We start from the raw sequence: 25,526 nt of genomic DNA, 5'->3' as shown, positions 1-25,526 counted from the left end.
ATGTATTTTACAGGTATTATCATAGCCTTGTCAACCTTTCTCATTATAGGTATATTTCATCCCATTGTAATTAAGACGGAATATTATTTTGGTACACGTCCATGGTTTCTTTTTCTCACCTTTGGCATCATTTCGGTCATTGCGTCGCTTTGTGTTGAGGATATTATCGCATCTTCTATTTTGGGAGTTTTGGGTGCATCCCTCTTGTGGAGCATTGGTGAATTGTTCGAACAAAAGCAGCGCGTAGCAAAAGGCTGGTTTCCTAAGCGAAAGAAAAAATGTTCATCAGAGGATGCTGATAGGCAAAGGTAATGAAGAGTATACTTATTGTTGTTGGTAAAACCACTGACAAACACTTTATTGCAGGCATAGCTGATTACAGTTCACGTATCAATCACTACATGCCTTTTGAACTCTTAGTCATTCCCGAATTAAAGAATACCAAAAGTTTGAGCGAAAGCCAACAAAAGGAACGGGAGGGAGAATTAATCCTTAAAAGTCTACAACCTGCAGATACCGTTGTACTTTTAGATGAGCATGGCGAAGAATGGCGTTCCACAGCATTTGCTTCATGGCTACAAAAGAAGCAACAATTAACACGACGTTTAGTGTTTGTTGTTGGTGGCCCTTATGGCTTTTCTTCAGCTATTTATAATCGTGCCCAGGAAAAACTTTCCCTATCGAAGATGACTTTTAGCCATCAAATGATTCGTTTAATTTTCACCGAACAGCTCTATCGGGCTTGCACTATCATAAAAGGAGAACCTTATCATCATGAGTAATGTGCAGCGCATAGTGTCCGGATTGAAAGATAATACGCATCATCCCAGGTTCAGCTATCTTTTTACTGATGTTCAATGCCACATGCCCCATCGTTCTTCGCAAATTTAATTCTACACACGGATGAACTTTTCCATCAGGCAACGCCATCATATCCACACCAAATGGCCCTACATAGTTACCATGAAGTTGGATACGCATGACACTTTGAATTTGCTGACGAATAGTTTCTAAACATTCCACCCCGACATGTTTGGTGATCAGTTTTATTTTCTCTCGCTCTGAAGCTAAGCAATTTCCTGTGTAAATTCCATTTGTCGTATTAAAAAGCGAAAGCCCCATATAGCTAACATCACTATTGTTATGTGCATAAAACTCCATTCCAAAGTCGCACACCTTTTGATAAAAGGGTTCAAGCATCACACAGCCTTGCCGACGGATAACATTTTTAATCCAGCCTTTTAAGTGTTCTGTGATTCCTTCGCCATGCACATCTACGTAACGCAATCCTCGCCCACTACTGCTCCATGGTGCTTTTAACACAAACTGATAGGGAGAATTTTGAGAGGCATTATCCATCACCGCCAGTATATCTTGTACATGATCAAACGCATGTGCCCAACCTACTAAATTGTTATTTTGCATCACTATCGTTGGGAGCAAGTATCGTGCAGCCCACTGACGGCTACTCATTTTTCGTAACACATCAAGTGCATCTTCGCTTGGGAGTAGTCTTTCACTTTTTTCTGCAAGCAACAATATGAGCTGTTGACACAGAGGCTTATCCCATCCCCATGGCTCAAATTGCACATCATCGAGTGGGAGAGAGCTGATTTCTGATGGTGTAATGAAGTTACTACACTTTACATAAGGATGTAAATCGGAGGGGATTTGGGCATAATGCGCATGATTTACTAACACAAAATCATCTGCTTTTGCCCACAAAGCAGGCAGAAAGGCTAAGTCATTTTGTAATTGTTGAGCTGCCCGAGGTAGCGTAACATAAGATTTATTTTCAGCTAAGGCAAACTCGTGCCCAGGATTAAAGATGTGAATTGTTCGACGCCCCATTTAGAATCCTTCGGGAAGTTTCATCACAACTTTATCGTCAACCCATGTACCAGCTTTCTTTTCGGCAACAATCTTTCTATATTTTTCATGCGCTTGCTGTGCTCGTTGTGCAGCATACTGCGCTGCTGTGCTACTCTCTATATCTTGGGATTGAATACGCATTGTGCCAGCATGCGCGATTAAATCTTTCACTACCTCGCCACCAATAATCAAACCTGCAGCAGAAGGAACCCATGCATTGCTGGCAGGAATATCACGTCGGTCAGTACATTTACGCATATCTTTATCGGGACAGATGCAATGAAAGCGACAGCTAATCGTTGGGTCATCAATTTGTTTGAGTGGCACTTCTTCGCTATAAACAACCTTGAGATGTGGAATATTTAGTTTGCGCAGTTTTTTACGAATAACTTTTGCTAACGGATCCATCTTCGTTTTATTAATATCAGCAACACGAAAGGCCGTAGCATTAAGCTTATTAGCTGCACCCATCGATGAAATCATTGAAATATTGAGCTGATGACAACGTTTGATAAGTTCAATCTTGGCAGAGACAGTGTCGATACAATCCACTACGTAATCGTATTGTGAGAGATCGATGGAATCGGCGTTTTGAGGCAAATAAAACATTTGATATTTGTGTACAATGCACTGACGATTGATATCATGAATTCGGGCTTCGGCTACATCAACTTTATGTTTGCCTACGGTGGAAAGCACAGCATAAAGCTGGCGATTAACATTTGTGAGGCAGACACGATCATCATCAAAAATATCTAATTCGCCTACGCCACTGCGTGCCAATACTTCTACCACATAACTACCTACGCCACCCAAACCAAAAACAGCAACTCTGCTCCCCATTAAGGTCTCCATAGCCGGCTTTCCAATTAAAAGCTGTGTACGTGAAAATTGATTTTGCATTGTCTTATCCGCTGATTAAAAATAGTGCTCGAGATACCATCTGTTCATAAAATCACCCATTCCATCGTACTTTTTCATACACAATCTAAACAGAACGCATCCCTTTACACACTTTACTTCACCTCATCAATATGGAGAAGTTCTCATTATCCTTTTGATACATTAATTTTTAATAAGGTCTACTTTTAGATGTGTAGCGTTAAATACCTTCTCGTCCGTTACAAATACATTGAACGATAGATTAAACGTGATGAAATAGCTTTTGTCTTATTTCATGCCCTGCCAGTCAAAAGTACACTCATCATCTTAATGCTGTTGATGCATAGCTACGGTTTGAATAAGTGCTTCACTTGTGAGTGTGACTTGTTCACCTGTTTGCATGTTCTTGAGTGTGAATTTATTTGCAGCCATTTCTTCCTCACCAGCCAATGCAACAAAGGGGATTTCTTTTGCATTGGCATAACTCATCTGCTTTTTCATTTTTGCTGAATCAGGATAAATTTCCGTCCGTATACCTGCTTCACGCGCTTTAGCCACACATGGAAGGCTGTAGGCAGTTTCAGCTTCGCCAAAATTTATGAAAAGCAGTTGGGTTGTGGTTATGGCTTCCTTGGGATAGAGATCCAAGGTGTTGAGCACATCATAAATGCGGTCAGCACCAAATGAGATGCCAACTCCACTCAACCCCGACATGCCAAATATACCCGTAAGATTATCATAGCGTCCTCCGCCCGTGATACTTCCCATTGGGGTATCTAAGGCTTTTACTTCGAAAATGGCTCCCGTATAATAATTTAAACCACGCGCTAAGGATAAATCGAGCTGCACTTCATTTTTCAATCCTACAGCCTTCAGTGTATTGAGGATAAAGCGTGTCTCGTCAAGTCCCTTTTTCCCGATTTCAGAAACCTGCAAGAGCCCCTCCATGGTCTCCAATTTTTCTTCGTTACTTCCCGTGAGCATGAGGATTGGTCTGAGCTTATTGATAGCCGAATCAGAGATACCTAACGCCTGAAGCTCTTCTATTACTTTCTCAACCCCAATCTTCTCTATTTTGTCAATAGCTACTGTAATGTCAGTAATACGTTCTGCTTCATTTATAAGTTCGGCAATTCCTGTTAAGATTTTACGGTTGTTAATCTTTATCTGTACGCGGATTCCAAATTTAGTAAATACAGTGTCGATAATTTGAATTAACTCAACTTCGTTTAAAAGTGAATCAGACCCTACCACATCTGCATCACATTGATAGAATTCTCTATAGCGCCCTTTCTGAGGACGATCAGCTCTCCAGACAGGTTGTATTTGATAACGCTTAAATGGAAGTTGCAATTCCTCACGATGTTGTACTACATAGCGTGCAAATGGTACGGTCAGGTCATAGCGCAATCCTTTTTCGGCCAATAGCGTAGCCAAATGAATAGGCTGACGAGCCAATAACTCTTCATCGCTTATTTTCTTGAGATAATCGCCCGAATTCAAAATTTTAAAGAGCAGTTTATCACCTTCTTCGCCATATTTTCCCATTAAGGTTTGCAACGTTTCCATGGCAGGTGTCTCAATTTGCTGAAAGCCATAGCGTGCATAAACCTCTCGGATAGTGTTAAAAATATAATTTCGTTTTGCCATTTCCACAGGCCCAAAATCTCTTGTACCTTTTGGAATGGATGGTTTCTGTGCCATAATTGTCTTTATTTTTATAATATAATGGTTTGTGCTCTGTCGGGACCTAATGATATAATCTTGATTGGTGTAGAAAGAAAGTCCGACAAGAATGCAATATAATCTCTAAATGCTTTTGGAAATTCCGAGGAAGATGTGAGGTGGGTCAAATCTGTCTTCCAACCTTCGAACGTTTGATAAATGGGTGTAACATCGTCTATCTCGTATGGGAAATCGGTTGTCGTTGTTCCATCTTTCAGCCGATAGCCCACACACGCTTTAATGGTATCAAACGTGTCGAGCACATCACTTTTCATGAGGATAAGTTGGGTCACACCATTTAACATCACAGAATAACGTAATTGTACCAAGTCTACCCAGCCACAACGCCGTTCACGTCCCGTTACAGCACCATACTCATGGCCTAAATCACGCAACTTCTTTCCTGTTTCATCAAACAATTCTGTGGGGAAAGGACCTGATCCTACACGCGTGCAATAGGCTTTCATGATACCATAAACCTCGCCGATTTTGTTAGGAGCAACACCCAGTCCGATGCAGGCACCCGCACTAATCGTGTTAGAAGATGTAACAAAAGGGTAGGAGCCAAAGTCAACATCGAGCATCGTGCCTTGTGCCCCTTCACACAACACACGCTTCCCATGTTTGAGCATGCTATCTATTTCGTGCGAAGCATCGACTAACTGAAAACGACGAAGATACGCTATACCCTCCATCCACACTTTCTCTTCGGCCTCAAGGGTTGAGAAATCTGTCCAACCCAATGTGGCTAACATTTTTAAATGTTGTTGCTTGTGAGCCAGATACTTTTCCTGAAAACCAGAGAGAATATCGCCTACACGCAGGCCATTTCGACTCACTTTGTCTGTATAGGTAGGGCCGATTCCTTTTCCTGTAGTCCCCACTTTCTTATCACCTTTTTGTGCTTCATAGGCTCTGTCCAATAGTCTATGCGTAGGCATGATGAGGTGAGCTTTTTTCGAGATATGTAGCCGTGTTTCCAAAGGATGTCCACTCTTTTCTAACTCAATGGCTTCTTTCATAAATAAATCTGGCGCCAGCACGACACCATTGCCAATGATGTTGACCTTTCCGCCTTGGAAAATTCCTGATGGGATAGACCGGAGTACGTATTTTTGACCTTCAAACTCCAAAGTATGACCTGCATTGGGGCCACCTTGAAAGCGAGCAACGACATCATAGTTGGGGGTCAACACGTCAACGACCTTACCTTTTCCTTCGTCGCCCCATTGCAATCCCAGCAAGACGTCTATTTTACTTATCGTATTCATATCGTTTGATAGAAAATTAGTTATTCTCTTATTACTTTAATTTCACTTTGTGATGGTTTCTTGTGATAGTCTTAAGAAACCAACGTTCGGCACTAAAATGATGTACACTTGCTTCTATAAACATCCATCCTTGAAATACCATTGAATTTATCTTCGCACAAAGGTAAGCATTATAGTTTAAAGATAAAAATATAACGTCGTTTATTTGGCTCTACCATTCTACAATCTGTGGGAAGTGCCGACGCATTGTCTCTGCAAATTTTTCATCTGCTTCATATAGACTTAGAATGGCATTTGCCACCGTATGTTGCAGAGAAATATCGTTTGTTAAGAGTGCTTGCTGTGCTGCATGGATGAAACTTTCGCATTGCGCTTCTGTCGGCAGTACGCCTTGTGTAAACAACCTTCCTACAAGATTAAAACTGCATAGTAACGTCAATGGCCGGTTACTTTCCATCCAGTGCCAAGCCAGCGTGTTGGCGTATGGTTCATGCTGTAGTAGATGCAACACAAAAATCTCTGCCAATTCTTGCGTTTCTATCTGATTCATCCACACTTCTGCGGTATGCTCTTGCAAATCTTTAATGGGCATCAAGAGAATCGATAGTATTTTACATTCTCTGATTGGTTCTTGAAAAAGAGCCAGAGCTAATTCGGCATTTGGTGCATATTCCTTAGCAATCTCTTTTAAATCGGTCAGCGAAACGCCCCAAATTAGTTTATAATTCAGCCCTTTTTGCCGCATCGATTGCGCAGCAGGTCCATTCATATACAGTCGGAAAGATTGTTTTATCTCTCGCAATGCTTCTGTTGTGTTCATTTTTGTTCTCTTTAAAATTCGCTTGAATAGCGCATCATTTGGTGTGTATAACTTTCAGTATAGTCAATCGTGATGTCTACAACCTGCCCTGTTTCTCCATAGACAGGCTTCATCCAGGGATTAATAAAACCTTTATAGGGCGAAATGTTGAGCCGTTGATAACGTTCGAGCATTTCTTGATGGAGTGCCTTGTCAATATGAATAGCATATTGCTCAACAAGCCATCGCGCTTGTTCAAAATCTCCTTCGCTCTTTATGCGTTGTATTTCTTTGAGTTGGAAAGCAAAAATCTCGCGCAATTTTGTGTAGTCTTTTATGGCTATAAAATGTTTGTTTCCATGTTCTACGATGTCTACGATCTCGTGATTTGCATCTAAAGCGACAGCCCAATTCGCTATTAAAGCCCTGTTCCGCATGTGGTCTTCCTCAATGTCCTCGCCCAGCTTGATGCGCACGCACTGTGTGAGCAGCCCATTTTGCATATAAGTATAATACTGACTTTTATAAGCCTCTTGATTGGGAGTGAGCCCCAATTCCACCAACTTCTCATCGGCAATGTAGTATAAACCAAACAAATCGGCGCGCGCTTCTTCTATCGTATTGCCATAAGCTTTGAGGGCATTCGATGGCGTGGTGGGTAGCATTTGTCCGCTGCCATGCCCTAAACATTCGTGCAAATCGGTATGCAAATCGTCGCAGCAATCGCCATATTGCCGTATCAACTGCAACGTTGGCGCATCGATAACAAATTCCTCCATAAAACCACTATGCCGCGAGGCCTTGTTATAGGCATCTGTAATGTTGCTGATGGTGATGCTTTTCGAACCATATTCAGCCCTGATCCAGTCGGCATTCGGCAGGTTGATGCCAATGGCTGTCGATGGATATTCGTCGCCACCGAGCATCGCTGCACAAATGACCTGCGCGGTAATGCCCCTCACCGTTTTCTTTTTAAAGGCATCATCGACAGGCGAATGGTCTTCAAACCATTGCGCATTTTGACTGATAAGCTGCGTGCGTTGGGTTGCTTCGTGGTTTTTATATTCCACCAACCCTTCCCAGGAGCCTTTTAATCCCAAGGGATCGGCATAGACCTCAATAAAACCATTAATAAAATCGACATCGCCCGCCTGCGCCTTGAGCCACTCAATGGTATAGGCATTAAACACTTCTAAGTCGCCCGTCTGATAATACCGGATTAAAAGAGCTATCACCTTTCGTTGCCGATTATTCTCGGCACAGTCTTTGGCTAAGGTCAGCCAATGGATGATTTGGCTTATTTTATCGCCATAATACTCCCCCGCACGATAGCATTGCGCCACAATCTCGCCATCCTTCTTGATGAGCCGTGTGTTTAAGCCATACGAAATGCGATTGTTTCCCGTGCGCTTTTTCTCGGCAGCATAATAGGCTTCCACCTCTTGCTGCGTCAGGTTTTCATAAAAGTTGCACGCCGAAGTGCGGACAAGATCCACACCATCACGCTTGTTTACACGCTTGGGCATGAATGTTTTGTCGAAGAGCAACCGTCGCAATAGTGGCAGCGTCGCATCTTTCTCGTGCGCTGTCTGAAAGCCTAAGGTGGAGAAGGGGAGTGCTTCGTAGAGCGAAGTGAAAAACGACTCGCTAAACCGGGGTTCCATCTTGTCATAGCTGTAATGATGATAAATGCCACTCGAAAACCAAATGCGCTTAAGATAAACGACAAGCTGCTGAAACGCCTCGGTGTCGCGCGGCCCCGTGTAGTGCTCGAAAATGCGCTCAAGCACCCTCCTGACCATGAGATTGTAGCGCCCGAATTGGTCAAACGTGATGTCGCGGCCGGCCAAGGCTGCTTGCGACAGATAGTAAATATAAACTTTTTGTTGCGGTGTGAGCTGTTCAAATCCCGTCAGTTCATAGCGCAACATCTGTATGTCGGCAAATTTTTCGTCAATATAATTCATTGCTTTGTGTGTTGAGCATTAAAAAGTCCACAGCAAGATTTTTTTCATGTTCTTCTGTGGACATTCTTGTTTTGAATAGCGTTTACGCCTCAGGAGCATGCGTTTTGACTTTGTTTTTCGTTCCGGGCTTTCTGCCCCGTTTCTTCGGTTCGGCATTCAAGCGCGGATGGCTGCGAAAGTTGGCCAACTTATATTCCCGCGGCGTGCAACCATTGAATTTGAAAAAAGCCGCATAAAACGATTGACGATTGGCAAACCCCACCATGTCTGAGATTTCCTCCATGTTCAGGTGTTTGTAACGTCGGTCGACGAGCAAGGTCATCGCTTCTTCAATGCGATACTTGTTGACCAGCGACGTGTAGTTCATGTGAAACCTCACATTCACAACGGCAGAGACGTAGCGGGTGTTAGTGCCCAAATCGGTTGCTAATTGCTTGGCCGAATAGTCTCTGTCCTTATATTTCTTTTGAATAAGGATGATATCGAGGATTTTTTCTTTCAATTCGTCCATCAATTTCGGACTGACCAAAGTACGATAGGCAGCTTCTTTCTCCCGCTTCTCGGTAATATTATACTTCGCCATAATACTAAATTTAACTGATTTCTTATGTGTTCGCAAAAATAGGCAAAATAATCAACAAATCAAATGTTTTGTACATTTTTTTTGCTAAAAGCAGCCCTTTCCCAGCTGTTCGTTGCCTTTACGATGGTTTTGCTTTTGCAAGCACACCCTTTCTCGCGCGTTTTCACTCTATGATTCTGTATTTCCACAGGCGGTCGCGCTCGGCATTTTCGCGTTCTTGTGAAGGCGGATAGTTGTAGTCGCGTTGAAACATATAATAAAGGTTGGTGCGCGAGCCGGCCCCACTGCGCCGAGCCACTTCGCTCATGGGCATATCGGTGTAGCGCAGCAGCAGACTGGCTGTGCGCAAAATCCATCGCAGGCGGAATTGTTCCTGTGTGAGCCCGGTGAGCATAAACACCAAGCCGCTAAGGTCGGACGAGTGGGCATGATATTTCTGGCGGAAAGCATCATAACTAAAACAATTTTGATGCAGCATCTGCAAATATTCATCCATCACGTTGATGCCCGTGGGGTGGAGATTTTGTTCGAGCGGCACAAATCCGCCACGCCCTTGCTCGTCCTCCGAATATTGGTGCGTAAACGGCAGCAAATAAAGCTCGTCAAAGCTGAATTGTGCGGTGTTCTCTCCTGAGGAACGTCTGCTGTAGGGCGCACGGTCGCTCTCAAACTTGTGATAATAGTGCCGTTTCAGCACGTTGTGGCGATTTCCATCTGAATTTGTCATTTTATGAAAGATTTTTAAGTGTTCAATTCCATAGACGGGTCTGTCTCAGTGCGAATTGTTAACTCACTTTTAATTGGGTTATTTGCAGTAAAGAACATTGTTAACCCACTTTTAATTGGGTTATTTGCAGTAAAGAACATTGTTAACCCACTTTTAATTGGGTTATTTGCAGTAAACAACATTGTTAACCCATTTTTAATTGGGTTATTTGCAGCAAGGAACATTGTTAACCCACTTTTAATTGGGTTATTTGCAGCAAGCAACATTGTTAACCTACTTTTAATTGGGTTAACATCGCATCGATTTTTTGCCTTGTTCTGTTTCATTTCTTTTGAAAAGTGAGAGATTTTTGCTCTGTCCTGTTTCGCTTCCTTTGGAAAGTGGGAGGCTTTTGCTCTGTCCGGTTTCATTTCTTTTGAAAATTGGGAGGCTTTTGCTCTGCCCGGTTTCATTTCTTTTGAAAATTGGGAGGCTTTTGCTCTGTCCGGTTCCATTTCTTTTGAAAATTGGGAGGTGGAACGGGCGAAACGGCTCGTCAGATGTTGGCTATCGACATGATGTTGGCAAACACGCCGGCCGCCGTGACGCTGGCTCCTGCACCATAGCCCTGAATGAGCATGGGATACTCCTTGTAGCGCGCGGTGGTGAGCAGCACGATGTTGTTGCTGCCGGCCAGCTGATAGAACGGGTGACCACGGGGAACGGCCTTCAAGGCCACCGACGTTTTCTGCCCGTCCATCGTGGCCACGAAGCGCCAACGCTTGCCTTCGCGCTCGAGCTGCCGGCGACGGGTTTCAAATTCGGCATCCAACTGGGGCAGCAGCTGCCAAAATTCGTCGAGCGTGCCCTCAAAATAGCGCTGCGGAATGAAAAGTTGCTTGTCGACGTCGGCTTGTTCAACGGCGTAGCCGGCCTCGCGGGCGAGGATGACCAACTTGCGCACCACGTCGATGCCGCTGAGGTCGATGCGTGGGTCGGGCTCGCTGTAGCCCATTGCTTGGGCACGTCGCACGGCTTCAGAGAAGGGCACCTCGGCACTGATTTCGTTGAAAATGAAGTTGAGTGTGCCGCTCAGCACGGCCTCGATGCGCAGAATTTGGTCGCCCGAGTTGCGCAGGTCGTTGATGGTGCTGATGATGGGGAGGCCGGCGCCCACATTGGTTTCGTAGCGGAATTTCACGCCGCGTTGCAGCGCCGTCTTTTTGAGCGCGGCATACGCGTTGAATGGTCCGCTAGCTGCAATCTTGTTGGCTGCGATGATGCTGATGTTGTGGTCGAGAAATTGCTGATAGAGCGCGGCAATGTCTCGGCTGGCGGTGCAATCCACAAACACGCTGTTGAACATGTTCATCTCGGTGATGGTGCGGCGCAATATTTCGGGCGTGCTAAGTTGAGCTGTTTGCAATGCCTCTTGATAATGGGCAAGGTCGAGCCCCTCGCGGTTGAAGATGGCGCGCTTCGAACTGGCGATGCCCACCACATTTAATTGCAGTTGGTTGCGCGCTTTGAGCGTTTCGTGTTGCCGACGAATTTGCTCGATGAGCTTTCCGCCCACGGTTCCCACACCGCAGATAAACAGATTGAGCACCTTGTATTCGGAGAGGAAAAACGAGTCGTGGATGACGTTGAGCGCCTTGCGCAGGCTCTCGCTCTTCACCACAAACGAGATGTTGGTTTCGCTCGCCCCTTGTGCGCAGGCGATGACGCTGATACCGCTTCGCCCCAAAGTGCCGAACAGTTTGCCGGCGCTTCCAGGCAAGTCCTTCATGTTGGCTCCCACGATGGCCACGGTGGCCAAACCGCGCTTGATGTGCATGGGGAACATGGCACCATCTTCGATTTCGGCGGCAAAGGTTTCGTTGAGCACTTGTGCGGCTTTTTCTGCATCTTCGTCACGTACACCGATACTCGTAGAGTTCTCCGACGATGCCTGCGCCACCATGAACACGCTGATACCCCGATTGGCCAGGGCGGTGAAGATGCGGCGGTTGACGCCAATCACACCCACCATTGAGAGGCCGGTGACCGTGATGAGCGCCGTGCCGTTGATGGAGCTGATGCCTTTGATGGGCTTATGGTCGTTGGCAATCTCGGCCTTGATGGTGGTGCCGGGATTGGTGGGATTGAAGGTGTTTTTAACTTTGATGGGAATGTTTTTCACGCAAACGGGATAGATGGTGGGCGGATAGACCACCTTGGCGCCGAAGTTGCACAGCTCCATGGCCTCGATGTAGCTGAGCTCGGCAATGGTGTAGGCGCCTTTGATGACGCGTGGGTCGGCTGTCATAAAGCCGTTGACGTCGGTCCAAATCTCTAACACCTCAGCATCCAAAGCCGCTGCGATGATGGCGGCTGTGTAGTCGCTCCCTCCGCGTCCGAGGTTGGTAATCTCACCCGTGTCGCGGTCGGTGCTGATGAAGCCCGGCACCAAGGCAATGTGGGGCTGCCGAGCAAATGTCTGCTTCACCAATTGGTTGGTGAGTTCGTTGTCTAACAGGTTTTTGTGATTGGCGCGCTCGGTTTTGATAAACGTGCGGCTGTCAAACCATTGCGCGCCCTTGATGAGCGTGGCAACAATGAGGCTCGACAGACGTTCGCCATAGCTCACAATGGTGTTGGTGGTTTTCTCGCTGAGGTCGTGCACCAGATAAACGCCGAAATAGATGCTGCGCAGTTGCTCGAACAAGGTGTCTAATTGCTGCGCTAACTGTTGCCGAGCGTCTGCGTTGTCGATGATGCAATCAATCATCTTGTGGTGTCGCGCAACCATGGCGTCGAACGATGCTTTCCATTCGTCACGGTGCTGCTGCGCCAATAGCGAAGTGGCCAACAGCTGGTCGGTGATGCCACCCAAAGCACTCACCACCACGACAACATCGCCATGCTGCGCTTCATTTTCAACAATATGTTTTAGGCTCTGAATACTTTCTACAGAGCCTACGGATGTTCCACCAAATTTTAATACTTTCATGAAAAACACATTTAAATTGGGAATGATGTTACCCCCGAAGAGAGCGCTGCAAAAATACGAATTATTGCGCGCATACCCAACAAAAAGAACGAGAGATTGCGAGGGTGTAGCCATTTTTGGGTAACTTTGCACGCATGATTCAAGAATGGCAAATAAGAGTTACACCTGCCGTAGCATTTACGGAAGACAGCATCAAGGCCTATGTGGCAGAAACGCATGGCATTGATGTGCGCACCATTCAGCAGGTGCGTGTGTTGCGGCGCAGTATTGATGCACGGCAACGGCAGATTGTTGTCAATCTCAAAGTGCGCGTTTACATCAATGAGTTTCCGCAAGACGAGCCGTTTGCGCGTGTCGATTATCCCGATGTTTCGGGCAAACCGTCGGTTGTCGTAGTGGGTGCCGGCCCCGGAGGCTTGTTTGCAGCGCTTCGGCTGATTGAATTGGGGTTGCGTCCTATTGTGCTGGAACGTGGAAAGAATGTGCGCGACCGCAAGAAAGATTTGGCACTCATCACGAAGACGCAGCAGGTGGATGCCACGAGCAATTACAGTTTCGGTGAGGGTGGGGCAGGAGCCTACAGCGATGGCAAGCTCTACACGCGCAGCAAAAAGCGTGGCAGCGTGGAGAAAATCTTGCAAGTGTTTTGTCAGCACGGCGCCTCAGAAGCCATTCTCTCGGATGTGCACCCGCACATTGGCACCGACAAGTTGCCACGTGTAATTGAGGCCATGCGCAACACCATTTTGCAATGTGGTGGCGAAGTGCATTTCCTCACGCAAATGACGCAGCTACTAATACAAGGTGACGAAGTGGTGGGGGTGGAAGCTCATGACTTGCAAAACGATGCACAACGCACGTTCCGCGGACCGGTGATTTTGGCTACGGGACACAGCGCACGCGATGTCTACCGCTATTTGCACGATGCCAACATCGAAATCGAAGCCAAGGGCATTGCCGTGGGCGTGCGTTTGGAGCACCCCAGCCAGCTTATCGACCAAATTCAATATCACAACAAAAATGGTCGTGGCCGCTATCTCCCTGCAGCCGAATATTCGTTTGTGACCCAGGCGCAAGGCCGTGGCGTCTATAGTTTCTGCATGTGCCCGGGCGGTTTTGTTATTCCTGCCGCCACCGACAAACAGCAGATTGTGGTGAACGGCATGAGTCCCAGCAACCGCGGCACGGCATGGAGCAACAGTGGCATGGTGGTGCAGATGGAACCGCAAGATTGTCAGCAGGCCTTTGCCGAAGCTGGCGATGATGCCTTGTGCGTGATGCGCTTTCAAGAACATGTAGAACGGCTCTGCTGGCAACAAGGCAACATGCGGCAAACCGCACCGGCACAGCGCATGGCCGACTTTGTGAATGGTCGGCTGAGCTATGATTTGCCCAAAAGTTCTTATGCCCCCGGATTGGTGAGCAGTCCCCTGCATTTTTGGCTTCCACCATTCATCGTGCAACGCTTGCAAGAGGGTTTTAAAACCTTTGGGCGGCAAGCGCATGGCTTTCTCACCAACGAAGCGGTGATGATGGCCGTCGAGACCCGAACATCGAGCCCCGTCCGCATTTTACGCAGCCGCGAAACCTTGCAGCACGTGCGCCTGCGGGGACTTTTCCCTTGTGGCGAAGGAGCAGGCTATGCCGGTGGCATCGTTTCTGCGGGTATGGATGGCGAACGCTGTGCCGAGATGGCGCAACACTATGTCGACGGCTTGTAGCAGATACCGGTCGCCTCTTTTCCCCCATTTACAAATCCAATGCAATAAGAAGTCGTCGCATCCGCTTTTTTAAACAGATGCGATGCCGCTTCCCGACACCCAAAAACCATGCAGATACGGGGTGTAGTTGGGGTGTTTTCTTGAAAAAATATGCTGCTATGCTATCAAAAAAGGAAGAAGCCTTTGTGTGCTCCTTCCTTGTTTCTGCATCCCATTGTGCGGTGTCTACATGACTGCGCATGCAAACGCCACGGTGCCTTTAATCGGCAAACAGCGGATAGTTTTTCATCGTGGCATTCACCTTCTCGCGAACCTGAGCTATCACGCGGTCATCTTCAGGATGATTGAGCACGTCCTCAATGAGCGCGGCGATGAGATGCATCAGATCTTCTTTCGCGCCACGGGTGGTGATGGCTGCTGTGCCAAGGCGCAAGCCCGAGGTTAGGAACGCGCTGCGTGTGTCGAAAGGCACCATGTTTTTGTTGGCTGTGATGTCGGCCGCAACCAACGCTTTCTCAGCCATCTTACCCGTGAGCTCGGGATATTTGCTGCGCAAATCCACCAACATAGAGTGGTTGTCGGTTCCGCCACTGATGATGGTGAAGCCACGCTCTATAAGGTCGGCAGCCAATGTTGCAGCATTGGTTTTCACCTGCTGCGCATAGGTCTTCCAAGAGGGGAGCAGGTTCTCGCCAAAGCCCACAGCCTTAGCAGCGATGACATGTTCGAGCGGGCCGCCCTGTGTGCCGGGGAAAACGGCCGAATTGAGCAGGGCGCTCATCATTTTCACTTCGCCTTTCTTGGTGGTCAGCCCCCATGGGTTTTCAAAATCTTTGCCCATGAGGATGATGCCGCCGCGCGGACCACGCAATGTTTTGTGGGTGGTACTGGTGACGATGTGGGCATATTTTAAAGGATTGTCCAGCAAGCCGGCAGCGATGAGTCCTGCTGGATGCGCCATGTCAATCATCAGCAAAGCGCCCACTTCATCGGCGATTTTGCGCATGCGGGCATAGTCCCACTCGCGGCTGTAGGCTGAACCGCCACCGATGATGAGTTTGGGCTTGTGTTGGTGCGCTAATTGTTCCATTTCATCGTAATCTACGCGGCCTGTTTCGCGTTTGAGATTGTAACCCACCGGATGATAGAGTAGGCCGGAGGTGTTGACGCTGCTGCCATGTGAAAGGTGGCCGCCCTGTTCTAAATTCAGGCCTAAGAACGTGTCGCCGGGCTTCAGCACCGCCAGCAACACTGCTGCATTGGCCTGTGCGCCCGAGTGGGGTTGCACATTGGCATAAGCCGCATGAAATAGCTTCTTCACCCGCTCGATGGCCAAAGTTTCAACTTGGTCTACTACCTGACAACCGCCGTAATAGCGCTTTCCGGGAAGTCCCTCGGCATATTTATTAGTGAGGCATGACCCCATGGCCGCCATGACTTCATCACTGACAAAATTTTCAGAAGCAATAAGTTCAATGCCTTTGAGTTGTCGTTGATGCTCTTGTTCGATTAAATCGAAGATTTCTTGGTCTCTTCTCATATTTGTTACCTTATGTTTTACGGATAAATGACAATTCTTATACGAGCTTGATTTCATTCATATTTTGCTCTTTGTCGCAATAGTGGCATTTCACTACACCGTGCACTTTGTCGACAACATGGAAAAGCGTGGCCATCGGCTCATTGTTGGTGATGCACTTAGGATTGTTGCAGCGCACAATGCCTCGCAGCACTTGGGGCGTTTCAACCATTTTCTTTTCCACCACTTCATAGTCTTTAATGATGTTGAGCACCACGTTGGGCGCAACAACACTGAGGCGACTAATTTCTTCGTCGGTGAAAAATTTATTTGTAATTTTAATGATTCCTTTCTTCCCAATGCGGTTTGATGGAAGATTATAGCCGATGGTGACAGGCATCGTCGAAGCTTTTAAATCGAGGAGGTCGGCCACTAAATAGGTTTTCTCAGCCGGAATATGATCAATTACCGTGCCATTTTCAATGGCTGCCACCTGCATTTCTTTTTTCGCCATAATGTTAGAATTTTGACTGAATAATTGTTTTGTCGTTTTTGACATCTTCTAATGTGATTCCCAAACAATGGCAGAAGATGGCCTCGCGTGCATAAAGTCCATTCTGCGCCTGCTGGATGTAATAGGCATGTGGGTTGTCATCCACATCGTAAGCAATTTCGTTTACGCGCGGAAGGGGATGGAGTATCTTCATATTCTCTTTCACGTGTTGCAGCATGTCATTTCTCAAAATATACACGTTTTTCACACGTTCATATTCCATCAAATCGGAAAATCGTTCCTTCTGCACACGCGTCATATACAGAATATCGGCATCGGCAATGGTTTCTGCGTCGAATGTTGTATGCTCATGGTAAACAATGTGATGTTGTTTACAATAAAGTTTATATTCCTGTGGCATACTCAATTCTTTAGGTGCAATGAAATGGAATGTAGGATTAAAATGGCGCATTGCCGTGATAAGGGAATGCACCGTGCGCCCATATTTCAAGTCGCCGACAAGATAGATATTAAGATTCTCTAATTTTCCTTGCGTCTGATAAATGGTGTAGAGATCAAGCAAGCACTGTGAAGGGTGCATGTGCGCACCATCTCCTGCATTGATAATAGGCACTCGCGTCACTTCTGAAGCATATTGTGCCGCACCTTCTATGTAATGTCGCATGGCAATGACGTCGGCATAATTGCTCACCATGAGGATGGTGTCTTTCAGCGTTTCGCCCTTTGACACGCTCGAAGCCTTGGCATCGCTGAAACCAATAACACGAGCACCTAATCGGTTGGCCGCCGTTTCAAAGCTAAGCCGTGTTCGTGTGGATGGCTCATAAAACAATGTTGCTACGACCTTCCCTTTTAATAATTCTCGGTTAGGATTCTTTTCAAACTCGTGTGCCATTTGAATGAGATACAATATATCTTCTCTTGTCAAATCGGCAATGGTCACAAAATTGTGCATATTGTTATGTTATTGATGTTGAAAACCAGTCCAAAGGTAGGGATAAATTCTGATTATACTATGGTATTTCGGAGAAAAATTGTATTTTTGCCCAAAATTAAATGAGATGAGAAAAGTCTTTGTCCACGCATTGTGGACGATTTTGTTATGTGCAATAGCAGGAACAGCATTAGCTTTCACAGCCATTTGGAATGGCTGGATTGGCTATATGCCCGCTATTGAAGATTTACAAAACCCTATCAATCGTTTTGCAACGCAAGTTTATTCGGCGGATGGAAAAGTGATGGGAACCTATAATTTAAATAAAGAAAATCGCATTGTCGTTCCTTATAATAAAATATCGAAACATTTGGTTCATGCCTTAGTGGCAACAGAAGACGAACGTTTCTATGAACATAGCGGTATAGATTTCATTGCCTTAGGGCGCGCTTTGATAAAGCGAGGTCTATTTGGCCAGGCATCAGCTGGTGGAGGTTCAACCATTACCCAGCAATTGGCCAAACAATTATATTCTATACAGGTACATAGTTCTTTAGAGCGTCTCTTGCAAAAGCCTATAGAGTGGGTTATAGCGGTGAAATTAGAACGCTACTATACCAAAGAGGAAATTATTGCTTTATACCTCAATTACTTCGACTTTTTGCATAATGCTGTCGGGATTAAGACTGCAGCAAACACATACTTCAACAAAGAACCAGCCGACTTAACGACAACAGAGGCTGCTATGTTGGTGGGATTATGTAAGAATCCGTCATTGTTTAATCCGGTTCGTTTTCCTGAGCGCGCGCGTGATCGTAGGAATATTGTCTTGGGGCAAATGTTGAAAGCAGGTTATCTGAGTAATAGTGAGTACTCAGAATATTGCGCAATGCCTTTAGCATTAAATTTCCATCGCACAGATCACAAAGATGGAAATGCGACTTATTTTAGAGAGTTTTTACGCCAATATATGATGGCAGAAAAGCCCAAATTAGAAAGTTATCCAGCATGGAATCGCGTGCAATATGCATTAGATTCTTTAGCTTGGGAAACAGACCCACTTTATGGGTGGTGCAATAAGAATTTCAAGAAAGACGGAAGCCCCTATAATATTTATACGGATGGGCTGAAAGTCTTCACAACATTGGATAGCCGCATGCAACTTTATGCGGAGGAAGCTGTATATGGACATGTCGCAAAGTTCCTTCAACCGGCTTTTAATCGCGAGAATAAGAGTAAAAAAAACGCACCTTTTACGGAGAAGCTAACACCACAACAATTGCGTTCAATTCTCAATCGCAACATGTTTCAAAGTGAACGCTACCGCGATATGAAGGCATCAGGAGCAAGCGAGGCAGAAATTAAGGCCGCTTTTAATAGGCCTGTTGGCATGACAATCTTCACCTATCATGGCGATATTGATACAACAATGACTCCTATGGATTCCATCAAATACTATAAGAGCTTTTTGCGTGCAGGCTTCATGAGTATGGATCCTAAGACGGGATTTGTAAAAGCCTATGTAGGTGGATTAGACTATAATTATTTTATGTATGACATGGTAACAGGAGGACGTCGGCAGGTGGGGTCAACCATTAAACCTTTCCTTTATGCTTTGGCTATGGAAAATGGATTTTCACCTTGCGACGTTGCCCCAAATGTTCAAAAGACTTATACTGTAGCAGGTAGGCCTTGGACACCACGTAATGCCTCGCGTGCACGCTATGGCCAAATGGTTACGCTGAAATGGGGATTAGCAAACAGTAATAACTGGATTTCAGCTTATCTTATGAGCAAGCTGAATCCACGTCTATTTGTCTCCACACTACACGAATTTGGTATTAATACTCCCAATATCTATCCATCGATGTCGCTTTGTTTAGGCCCATGTGATGTGAGTGTTGCCGAGATGGTGAGCGCCTATTCTACTTTTGCCAATCATGGTATTCGGACGGCGCCTCTATTTGTTTCGCGTATTGAGGACAATGAAGGTAATGTTATTGCAACGTTTCAGCCACGCATGAACGAAGTTATCAGCGCAGAAAGTGCTAATAAAATGTTGGTGTTGTTGCAAGGTGTGGTTGATGGTGGTACGGCAGGCCGATTACGCTATAAGTACAACTTTGAAGGTGAAATTGGTGGGAAAACCGGAACAACCAATAACAATAGTGATGCTTGGTTCATCGGTTTTACACCCCAATTAGTCTCTGGCGTATGGGTAGGAGGTGAAGATCGGGATATTCACTTCGATAATATGGCCATGGGACAAGGTGCAACAATGGCATTACCCATTTGGGCCTATTTCATGCGTAAGGTTTATAATGATCGCACACTGGGTTATAGCAGTAAGGTTAAGTTTGACTTGCCTGATGGATTTGATCCTTGTAAGAATCAGGATAATGACTCAAGCAGTAATCAAATTGATGAGGTTTATGAATAAGAGTTTTATACTTCTTTTCATTTTAGCATATAACTTTTGCGCTTATGCACAACATACCCCCCTACGGGATAGTTTAAAAGTGGCAACAGAAGCTCTTAACTATCATCCGGATAGCCTTGATTTAAAGCTAAAGAAAGCCTCATGGAATGTTCAACTTGGCGAATGGGACTATGCCAAAGGTGAATACGATCAAGTGCTTGCGCGGGAGCCAAATAATTTGGCAGCGTTATATTTCCGTGCTTTTGTCAATGAACAGCTCCATCGTTATTCTTTCGCCCGCTTAGATTACGAGCACCTGCTCTATCTTGTTCCTGGAAATTTTGAAGCACAGTTAGGGCTAGCATTACTCAATGAAAGGGACAAGCATCATACAGAAGCTTTAGATGGGCTCAACCGCTTAGTGATGCAATTTCCTGATAGTTCACTTGCCTATGCTGCACGTGCAAATTTAGAGCGTGACCATCAACAATATGATTTGGCTGCGTTTGATTATACGGAAGCTATTCAGCGTGCGCCTGATAATACAGACTATCTGTTGGCTCGCGCAGACATTTGGATTACTTTAAGACAATATGAAAAGGCAAAGAACGATTTACAAAAATTAATAACTTTAGGTATTCCCAGAATGGCATTAAAGCCTTTTTTCGAAAGAATAAAGAGGAAATCATAACAACAATAACAGAATTGTAAAAAGATAAATAGATAAAACATGAAATTTCTACAACCCTCATTTGAAATATGGCAGCAAGAGGCTGGAATTGACGGTATCTACCGCATGATAGAACGAGCTGGGCGTGTGTGCTATAAAAGTGAAAATCACGTAGATAATCAGTCTGCACGTCCCTTTGTTGAGCGGCTCATAGCTTCAAAACACACAGCCATGCTCGAACATGGGACGGTATATTTGGTTACAGATCAAGCAAAATTGGCTGAACGGTATATCCAAAATCCATTCTCCGTTGTCCATACATTTAATACGAAAAATTATATTACAACCAACCTCCGTGTACTGGTAGAGCAGGGGTGGATGAACGATTTGAAATATCTTTATAAGCAACAACCTCAGCATGAACCACGCATCACAGTTCATTTTACCACGCAAGTTTCCATTACACGCGAATTTAATCGTCATCGCTCACACTCTATGGCAGAGCAGTCTACACGCTATTGTAATTATAGCAAAGATAAATTTGGGGGTGAAATTAATATTAACGTACCAGAATGGATTACCACCTGTGAGAAGTTTTCTGCGATAGAACAAGCAGGCAATTTCAATATGCAGTTTATAAACTACTGCCGTTCTATAGCCGATAGTAATGGTAACACAAATTGGACGGACTTCGATGCCTGGCTGTTTGCTAATCTTGCTGCCGAATTTGCCTACATGCAACTCATTGCATTGGGACGAAAGCCACAAGAGGCTCGCGCAGTATTGCCTTTAGATGTAAACACAGAGCTTATTCACACGGCATTCTTACATGACTGGCAACACTTTTTTAATTTACGAGCCTTAGGAACAACGGGTGCACCTCATCCAGATGCAAAGGCTATAGCTCAGCCGCTTTATGAGGTCTTTAAGCAAAATGGATGGTTATAATCGATTTCAAATAGATTTTTTTAATAGACGATAAAGGGAGATTGTAGATTAAGAATAGAGTAAAAAGTAGAATTTGTCAAGCACATGTTTCTCTATATCACCCTTTTTACGTAACTTTGCATGGTATAAAGATGGATAAAACAAATTTCAATATGATTAAAATTACTTTTCCTGATGGCTCTGTCCGCAATTATGAACAGGGTATAACGGGAATCCAAATTGCAGAGAGCATTTCACCAGCTCTTGCGCGTAGTGTAGTGTCATGTAGTGTTAATGGGGAAATAGTAGAATTAAATCGGCCTATCAATACAGATGCAACCATTGCACTCTATAAATTTGATGACGGAGAAGGGAAAAAGACTTTTTGGCATACATCTGCCCATTTGTTGGCCGAGGCTTTGCAAGAACTCTATCCTGGCATTCAGTTTGGCTTTGGGCCTTCGGTTGAGAATGGATTTTTCTATGATGTTATGCCTGCTGAAGGTCAGGTGATTTCTGAAAATGATCTTCCAAAAATCGAAGCTAAGATGCTGGAATTGGCTAAGAAAGATGAGCCTGTCATTCGTAAAGAGATTTCAAAGGCAGACGCGCTGAAAGCTTTTAAAGCCGATGGACAAGCATATAAGTACGAACACATCGACCAAGATTTGGAGGATGGCACTATAACAACCTATACGCAAGGACACTTTACAGACCTTTGTCGTGGACCACACTTGATGTCAACAGGGCTCATCAAAGCAGTGAAACTCACAAATGTTGCAGGTGCTTTTTGGCGGGGTGATGCAAAACGTGAGCAAATGACACGTATCTACGGCATATCTTTCCCCAAGAAGAAACTATTAGATGAATATCTACTTTTGCTGGAAGAGGCCAAAAAACGCGACCATCGCAAAATTGGAAAGGACATGGAATTGTTCATGTTCTCTGAACGCGTGGGCAAGGGACTTCCTATTTGGTTGCCCAAAGGCACTCAATTACGCCTTCGTTTGCAAGAGTTATTACGTGGGCTACTTCGTCCTTACAATTATCAAGAAGTGATTACACCAGGTATCGGTAGCAAGAGTCTTTATGTTACATCAGGACACTATGCTCATTATGGGAAGGATGCTTTCCAACCAATTCATACTCCAGAAGAGGATGAAGAGTACATGCTTAAGCCTATGAATTGTCCTCACCATTGTGAAGTATATGCACGTAAACCTCGCTCTTACAAAGATTTACCATTGCGAATAGCAGAGTTTGGTACTGTTTTCCGTTATGAGAAGAGTGGTGAGTTACATGGTTTAACACGTGTACGTACGTTTACACAAGATGATGCACACATCTTTGTACGTCCAGATCAGGTGAGAAGCGAATTCGAGAATAATATTGATATTATTCTCAAAGTGTTTAAGACGTTCAAATTCGACAACTACGAAGTACAGATATCGCTACGAGATCCTAAAGATAAAGAGAAATATATTGGTTCTGATGAGATTTGGGACGAGAGTGAAAATGCAATTCGAGAAGCCTGCAAAGAAAAAGGCTTACAAGCACATGAAGAAGTTGGGGAAGCTGCTTTCTACGGTCCAAAATTAGACTTTATGGTAAAAGATGCTATTGGCCGTAAATGGCAGTTGGGCACTATCCAAGTAGATTATAATCTACCAGCGCGCTTTGAATTGGAATATACGGCCGACGACAACAGCAAGAAGACACCCGTTATGCTTCATCGCGCACCATTTGGTTCGCTTGAACGTTTCGTAGCTGTGCTGATTGAGCATACGGCAGGACATTTTCCTTTATGGCTAACGCCTGACCAAGTGGTTATACTTCCCATCTCTGAAAAGTATAATGATTATGCGCATGAGGTAGAACAGCAACTCCACACAGTAAATGTTCGTGCTATCATTGATGATCGTAATGAAAAAATTGGTCGTAAAATACGAGATAGTGAGTTGAAGCGTATCCCTTACATGTTGGTTGTCGGCGAGAAAGAAGCAGCCGAAGGTTTGGTTTCTATGCGTCAACAAGGTGGCGGTGAGCAAGCTACAATGACTATCAAAGACTTTGCACAACGTATCAATGATGAGGTCGGAAATCAGCTTAAGGATTTAAGATAATGGTAAACATTTTCTTAACATCGGGAGCGTGAAATTAAAAGACAACGATATACGCTATTATTACCGTACCTCTTGCGTATAAATTTCTTATCAAAAGATTAAGGTGTATCAAGATTTTGATACACCTTTTTTCATATGGACTACCGGAATAATGGGTATTGTCCTAAAAAGTGGCGTAATGGACATTTGGTAGGCTGAGACCTCTGCAAAACCCACCACCCTCTCAATTTCCCCTATATACTCTTAAAAGAATGAATATTTTGGCTTATATGACAAAAGTGTGCTTAAAACCCTTGTAACTCACTAATAGTCATTATCTTTGTTCTATTTATATTTTTATGGCAAAAAATCTGCTTTTATTGTGGCTCAAAATCGACTATAAAGCGCGGCCATCTCAATGGTAGTCAACGCTGGTATTGTAAGTCCTGTAAGAGAACTTTTGTTGGACATAAGCGACTCACTAATGCTATGGTTAACATCCGTTATTCTAAAGGTAATCTTACTATCAAAGATCTTTCAGAAGAATATGGAGTATCAACCAGGACTATTTATCGGAAGCTTACCAAATCTTATAAAGAAGAACTACCCAGCCTTCTCATTCGTCCGGTAGTGGTTCTAATGGATGTTACATATTGGGGACGTAATTTTGGTGTTGTTATTATGAAGGATTCTTTGTCTGGTAACGTGCTTTGGTATAAGTTTATCAACAGGCATGAACAGCTTGAAGATTACAAAGAGGACATAATCTATTTGGATTCACTTGGATATACAATTCAAGCCATTGTATGCGATGGTTTTAAGGTACTTAGGCAAGCATTCCCTAATTATAAATCCCAATTATGCCAGTTTCATCAAGTAATGACTATAAAGACAAAACTAACCTCAAGACCAAAACTTGAGGCTTCTAAAGAACTACTTGCAATATCCAGGATGTTATGCCATACAAACAAAGATTCTTTTATCGAGGCTTTAGAAGAGTGGTACACTAAATGGGAGGGATTCCTTAAGGAATGCACAATAACAGAAGATGGCTAATCTCACTATACTCATAAAACTCTGCGTAGTGCTTTTTTGAGTCTTAAAAGAAATATGCCATGGTTGTGGACTTTCTACGATCACCCTGAGTTGGACATACCAAATACCAACAATGGAATTGAATCACTTAATGCAGATTTAAAGACAAAATTGAACCTACATAAGGGGATTAGTACGGAAAGAAGAAAGGTCTTCATTCAAGACTTTATAAAGTCCCATTCCCCTAATAGATAAAAGGGGAATGAAACTTTTTAAGCACACTTTTGTCATATAAAACAAAACGTCTCTAAAATAAGCACACTTTTGTCATATAAGCCAAAAAACAACAAAAATATGGAACTTACACAAGGACAAATTTCGGAAATTATTTCGAATTACACAAGTAGCAGTGAAGGTTTTGTCACACTTCAATCGTTGATTATGAATTCTTTGATGGCCCACGAGCGCGAATTATTGGTATTGTCCTAAAAAGTGTGTAACCATAATTTCCCATATCTTCCATTTTGTTCAAAATTATTCACTCTTTTTCCAGCATCTCCATTGATAGACTTTCCTTCGATATGTCGTCTGTGTTTCTTCCATTGCAACAGATGCCAATAGAAATAAAACCGATTGACTTGACGGCATTGCAGCTCTCATCTTGATGGTTCTTTTATACTTTCTGTTGAGCCGCTCAATCCAATTCGTCGTATAAATGCATCTCTGTACTTCTACAGGGAAGTCCATATAGGTGAAATAAGCAATATTACGCTCGGCTTTATATTTGCGTAACACGGGGTATTTCTTTTCCCATCGGTTTACAAAAGTAATAAAATGTTCATAACCTTGCAAAGATTTGCGCTCTTTGTTCTCCAAGGTGAATACTTC

Annotated in this window: 22 protein-coding genes; 8 read left to right on the top strand and 14 right to left on the bottom strand. The window is 44.4% G+C overall.

Features of this window, described 5'->3' with window-relative positions; all coding sequences use genetic code 11:
• Together HMPREF9431_RS02265 and rlmH are read left to right on the top strand one after the other, a co-directional pair.
• A complete protein-coding gene (locus HMPREF9431_RS02265) occupies positions 1-312 on the top strand; it encodes a DUF4491 family protein (protein ID WP_004379459.1) in 312 nt (103 codons plus the stop codon).
• The gene (gene rlmH / locus HMPREF9431_RS02260) at positions 312-782 is read left to right on the top strand and encodes a 23S rRNA (pseudouridine(1915)-N(3))-methyltransferase RlmH (RefSeq protein WP_004379458.1); all 471 of its coding nucleotides are present in this window, start codon (positions 312-314) and stop codon (positions 780-782) included. The genes HMPREF9431_RS02265 and rlmH overlap by 1 nt, the downstream gene beginning before the upstream one ends.
• On the opposite strand, the gene HMPREF9431_RS02255 is transcribed toward rlmH, so the two are convergent.
• The 10 genes from HMPREF9431_RS02255 to thrA all read right to left on the bottom strand — a co-directional run bounded on the left by HMPREF9431_RS02255 (position 751) and on the right by thrA (position 12,797).
• Positions 751-1,851 carry a hypothetical protein gene (locus HMPREF9431_RS02255; protein ID WP_004379457.1) on the bottom strand — a complete coding sequence of 367 codons (1,101 nt, stop codon included), beginning with the start codon at positions 1,849-1,851 and terminating at the stop codon, positions 751-753. The genes rlmH and HMPREF9431_RS02255 overlap by 32 nt on opposite strands.
• Positions 1,852-2,775 (bottom strand): tRNA threonylcarbamoyladenosine dehydratase, encoded by a 924-nt coding sequence (locus tag HMPREF9431_RS02250; protein WP_004379456.1) that lies wholly within the window; start codon positions 2,773-2,775, stop codon positions 1,852-1,854.
• Between the two features lie 306 nt (positions 2,776-3,081).
• Entirely contained in the window at positions 3,082-4,458 is a 1,377-nt protein-coding gene (gene hisS / locus HMPREF9431_RS02245) for a histidine--tRNA ligase (RefSeq protein ID WP_004379455.1), read from the bottom strand.
• Between the two features lie 14 nt (positions 4,459-4,472).
• On the bottom strand, positions 4,473-5,750 hold the full coding sequence (locus HMPREF9431_RS02240; RefSeq protein ID WP_004379454.1) for an adenylosuccinate synthase: 1,278 nt from the start codon (positions 5,748-5,750) through the stop codon (positions 4,473-4,475).
• A 211-nt stretch (positions 5,751-5,961) separates the two neighbouring features.
• Positions 5,962-6,570: a DNA alkylation repair protein gene (locus HMPREF9431_RS02235; RefSeq protein WP_004379453.1), complete on the bottom strand. Its 609-nt coding sequence runs from the start codon at positions 6,568-6,570 to the stop codon at positions 5,962-5,964.
• An 11-nt stretch (positions 6,571-6,581) separates the two neighbouring features.
• A complete protein-coding gene (locus tag HMPREF9431_RS02230; protein ID WP_004379452.1) occupies positions 6,582-8,516 on the bottom strand; it encodes a dipeptidyl-peptidase 3 family protein in 1,935 nt (644 codons plus the stop codon).
• 82 nt (positions 8,517-8,598) lie between these two features.
• Positions 8,599-9,099, bottom strand: a complete 501-nt coding sequence (locus HMPREF9431_RS02225; protein ID WP_004379451.1) for a helix-turn-helix domain-containing protein — start codon at positions 9,097-9,099, stop codon at positions 8,599-8,601.
• Positions 9,100-9,262: 163 nt separating this feature from the next.
• Entirely contained in the window at positions 9,263-9,826 is a 564-nt protein-coding gene (locus HMPREF9431_RS02220; RefSeq protein WP_004379450.1) for a hypothetical protein, read from the bottom strand.
• A 14-nt stretch (positions 9,827-9,840) separates the two neighbouring features.
• A complete protein-coding gene (locus HMPREF9431_RS02215; protein ID WP_040560702.1) occupies positions 9,841-10,320 on the bottom strand; it encodes a hypothetical protein in 480 nt (159 codons plus the stop codon).
• 41 nt (positions 10,321-10,361) lie between these two features.
• Positions 10,362-12,797: a bifunctional aspartate kinase/homoserine dehydrogenase I gene (gene thrA, locus HMPREF9431_RS02210; RefSeq protein ID WP_040561053.1), complete on the bottom strand. Its 2,436-nt coding sequence runs from the start codon at positions 12,795-12,797 to the stop codon at positions 10,362-10,364.
• Between the two features lie 134 nt (positions 12,798-12,931).
• Between thrA and HMPREF9431_RS02205 the strand changes: the two genes are divergently transcribed.
• The gene (locus HMPREF9431_RS02205) at positions 12,932-14,518 is read left to right on the top strand and encodes an NAD(P)/FAD-dependent oxidoreductase (protein ID WP_004379447.1); all 1,587 of its coding nucleotides are present in this window, start codon (positions 12,932-12,934) and stop codon (positions 14,516-14,518) included.
• 259 nt (positions 14,519-14,777) lie between these two features.
• On the opposite strand, the gene glyA is transcribed toward HMPREF9431_RS02205, so the two are convergent.
• Genes glyA through pyrB form a run of 3 tightly spaced genes read right to left on the bottom strand, consistent with a single transcriptional unit; the run spans position 14,778 to position 17,506 of the window.
• On the bottom strand, positions 14,778-16,058 hold the full coding sequence (glyA, locus tag HMPREF9431_RS02195; RefSeq protein ID WP_004379446.1) for a serine hydroxymethyltransferase: 1,281 nt from the start codon (positions 16,056-16,058) through the stop codon (positions 14,778-14,780).
• Positions 16,059-16,095: 37 nt separating this feature from the next.
• Positions 16,096-16,551, bottom strand: coding sequence for an aspartate carbamoyltransferase regulatory subunit (gene pyrI / locus HMPREF9431_RS02190; protein WP_004379445.1), 456 nt, complete (start codon positions 16,549-16,551; stop codon positions 16,096-16,098).
• Between the two features lie 4 nt (positions 16,552-16,555).
• Positions 16,556-17,506: an aspartate carbamoyltransferase gene (gene pyrB, locus HMPREF9431_RS02185; protein WP_004379444.1), complete on the bottom strand. Its 951-nt coding sequence runs from the start codon at positions 17,504-17,506 to the stop codon at positions 16,556-16,558.
• Between the two features lie 106 nt (positions 17,507-17,612).
• Between pyrB and HMPREF9431_RS02180 the strand changes: the two genes are divergently transcribed.
• The 5 genes from HMPREF9431_RS02180 to HMPREF9431_RS13350 all read left to right on the top strand — a co-directional run bounded on the left by HMPREF9431_RS02180 (position 17,613) and on the right by HMPREF9431_RS13350 (position 24,659).
• Positions 17,613-19,925, top strand: a complete 2,313-nt coding sequence (locus HMPREF9431_RS02180) for a transglycosylase domain-containing protein (RefSeq protein ID WP_004379443.1) — start codon at positions 17,613-17,615, stop codon at positions 19,923-19,925.
• Complete coding sequence (locus HMPREF9431_RS02175; RefSeq protein ID WP_040561051.1) at positions 19,918-20,595, top strand: tetratricopeptide repeat protein; 678 nt, start codon at positions 19,918-19,920, stop codon at positions 20,593-20,595. The genes HMPREF9431_RS02180 and HMPREF9431_RS02175 overlap by 8 nt, the downstream gene beginning before the upstream one ends.
• 39 nt (positions 20,596-20,634) lie before the next feature.
• Positions 20,635-21,522, top strand: a complete 888-nt coding sequence (locus tag HMPREF9431_RS02170) for an FAD-dependent thymidylate synthase (RefSeq protein WP_004379441.1) — start codon at positions 20,635-20,637, stop codon at positions 21,520-21,522.
• Between the two features lie 152 nt (positions 21,523-21,674).
• On the top strand, positions 21,675-23,624 hold the full coding sequence (gene thrS, locus HMPREF9431_RS02165) for a threonine--tRNA ligase (protein WP_004379440.1): 1,950 nt from the start codon (positions 21,675-21,677) through the stop codon (positions 23,622-23,624).
• A 306-nt stretch (positions 23,625-23,930) separates the two neighbouring features.
• A complete protein-coding gene (locus tag HMPREF9431_RS13350) occupies positions 23,931-24,659 on the top strand; it encodes an IS256 family transposase, variant Zn-binding type (RefSeq protein ID WP_458693803.1) in 729 nt (242 codons plus the stop codon).
• A 513-nt stretch (positions 24,660-25,172) separates the two neighbouring features.
• Here HMPREF9431_RS13350 and HMPREF9431_RS02155 read toward each other — a convergent pair.
• A partial coding sequence (locus HMPREF9431_RS02155; protein WP_004379436.1) for an IS256 family transposase occupies positions 25,173-25,526 on the bottom strand: 354 nt, incomplete at its 5' end.

Source organism: Segatella oulorum F0390, assembly GCF_000224615.1.
In the GTDB taxonomy this organism is placed as follows: domain Bacteria; phylum Bacteroidota; class Bacteroidia; order Bacteroidales; family Bacteroidaceae; genus Prevotella; species Prevotella oulorum.
The sequence above is the reverse complement of the archived record's forward strand: the minus strand, read 5'-3'. Positions and strand labels throughout refer to the sequence as shown.

Coding starts and splice junctions, on each gene's coding strand:
- HMPREF9431_RS02265 (WP_004379459.1), top strand. CDS start 1: ATGTATTTTACAGGTATTATCATAGCCTTGTCAACCTTTCTCATTATA.
- rlmH (WP_004379458.1), top strand. CDS start 312: ATGAAGAGTATACTTATTGTTGTTGGTAAAACCACTGACAAACACTTT.
- HMPREF9431_RS02255 (WP_004379457.1), bottom strand. CDS start 1,851: ATGGGGCGTCGAACAATTCACATCTTTAATCCTGGGCACGAGTTTGCC.
- HMPREF9431_RS02250 (WP_004379456.1), bottom strand. CDS start 2,775: ATGCAAAATCAATTTTCACGTACACAGCTTTTAATTGGAAAGCCGGCT.
- hisS (WP_004379455.1), bottom strand. CDS start 4,458: ATGGCACAGAAACCATCCATTCCAAAAGGTACAAGAGATTTTGGGCCT.
- HMPREF9431_RS02240 (WP_004379454.1), bottom strand. CDS start 5,750: ATGAATACGATAAGTAAAATAGACGTCTTGCTGGGATTGCAATGGGGC.
- HMPREF9431_RS02235 (WP_004379453.1), bottom strand. CDS start 6,570: ATGAACACAACAGAAGCATTGCGAGAGATAAAACAATCTTTCCGACTG.
- HMPREF9431_RS02230 (WP_004379452.1), bottom strand. CDS start 8,516: ATGAATTATATTGACGAAAAATTTGCCGACATACAGATGTTGCGCTAT.
- HMPREF9431_RS02225 (WP_004379451.1), bottom strand. CDS start 9,099: ATGGCGAAGTATAATATTACCGAGAAGCGGGAGAAAGAAGCTGCCTAT.
- HMPREF9431_RS02220 (WP_004379450.1), bottom strand. CDS start 9,826: ATGACAAATTCAGATGGAAATCGCCACAACGTGCTGAAACGGCACTAT.
- HMPREF9431_RS02215 (WP_040560702.1), bottom strand. CDS start 10,320: ATGGAACCGGACAGAGCAAAAGCCTCCCAATTTTCAAAAGAAATGAAA.
- thrA (WP_040561053.1), bottom strand. CDS start 12,797: ATGAAAGTATTAAAATTTGGTGGAACATCCGTAGGCTCTGTAGAAAGT.
- HMPREF9431_RS02205 (WP_004379447.1), top strand. CDS start 12,932: ATGATTCAAGAATGGCAAATAAGAGTTACACCTGCCGTAGCATTTACG.
- glyA (WP_004379446.1), bottom strand. CDS start 16,058: ATGAGAAGAGACCAAGAAATCTTCGATTTAATCGAACAAGAGCATCAA.
- pyrI (WP_004379445.1), bottom strand. CDS start 16,551: ATGGCGAAAAAAGAAATGCAGGTGGCAGCCATTGAAAATGGCACGGTA.
- pyrB (WP_004379444.1), bottom strand. CDS start 17,506: ATGCACAATTTTGTGACCATTGCCGATTTGACAAGAGAAGATATATTG.
- HMPREF9431_RS02180 (WP_004379443.1), top strand. CDS start 17,613: ATGAGAAAAGTCTTTGTCCACGCATTGTGGACGATTTTGTTATGTGCA.
- HMPREF9431_RS02175 (WP_040561051.1), top strand. CDS start 19,918: ATGAATAAGAGTTTTATACTTCTTTTCATTTTAGCATATAACTTTTGC.
- HMPREF9431_RS02170 (WP_004379441.1), top strand. CDS start 20,635: ATGAAATTTCTACAACCCTCATTTGAAATATGGCAGCAAGAGGCTGGA.
- thrS (WP_004379440.1), top strand. CDS start 21,675: ATGATTAAAATTACTTTTCCTGATGGCTCTGTCCGCAATTATGAACAG.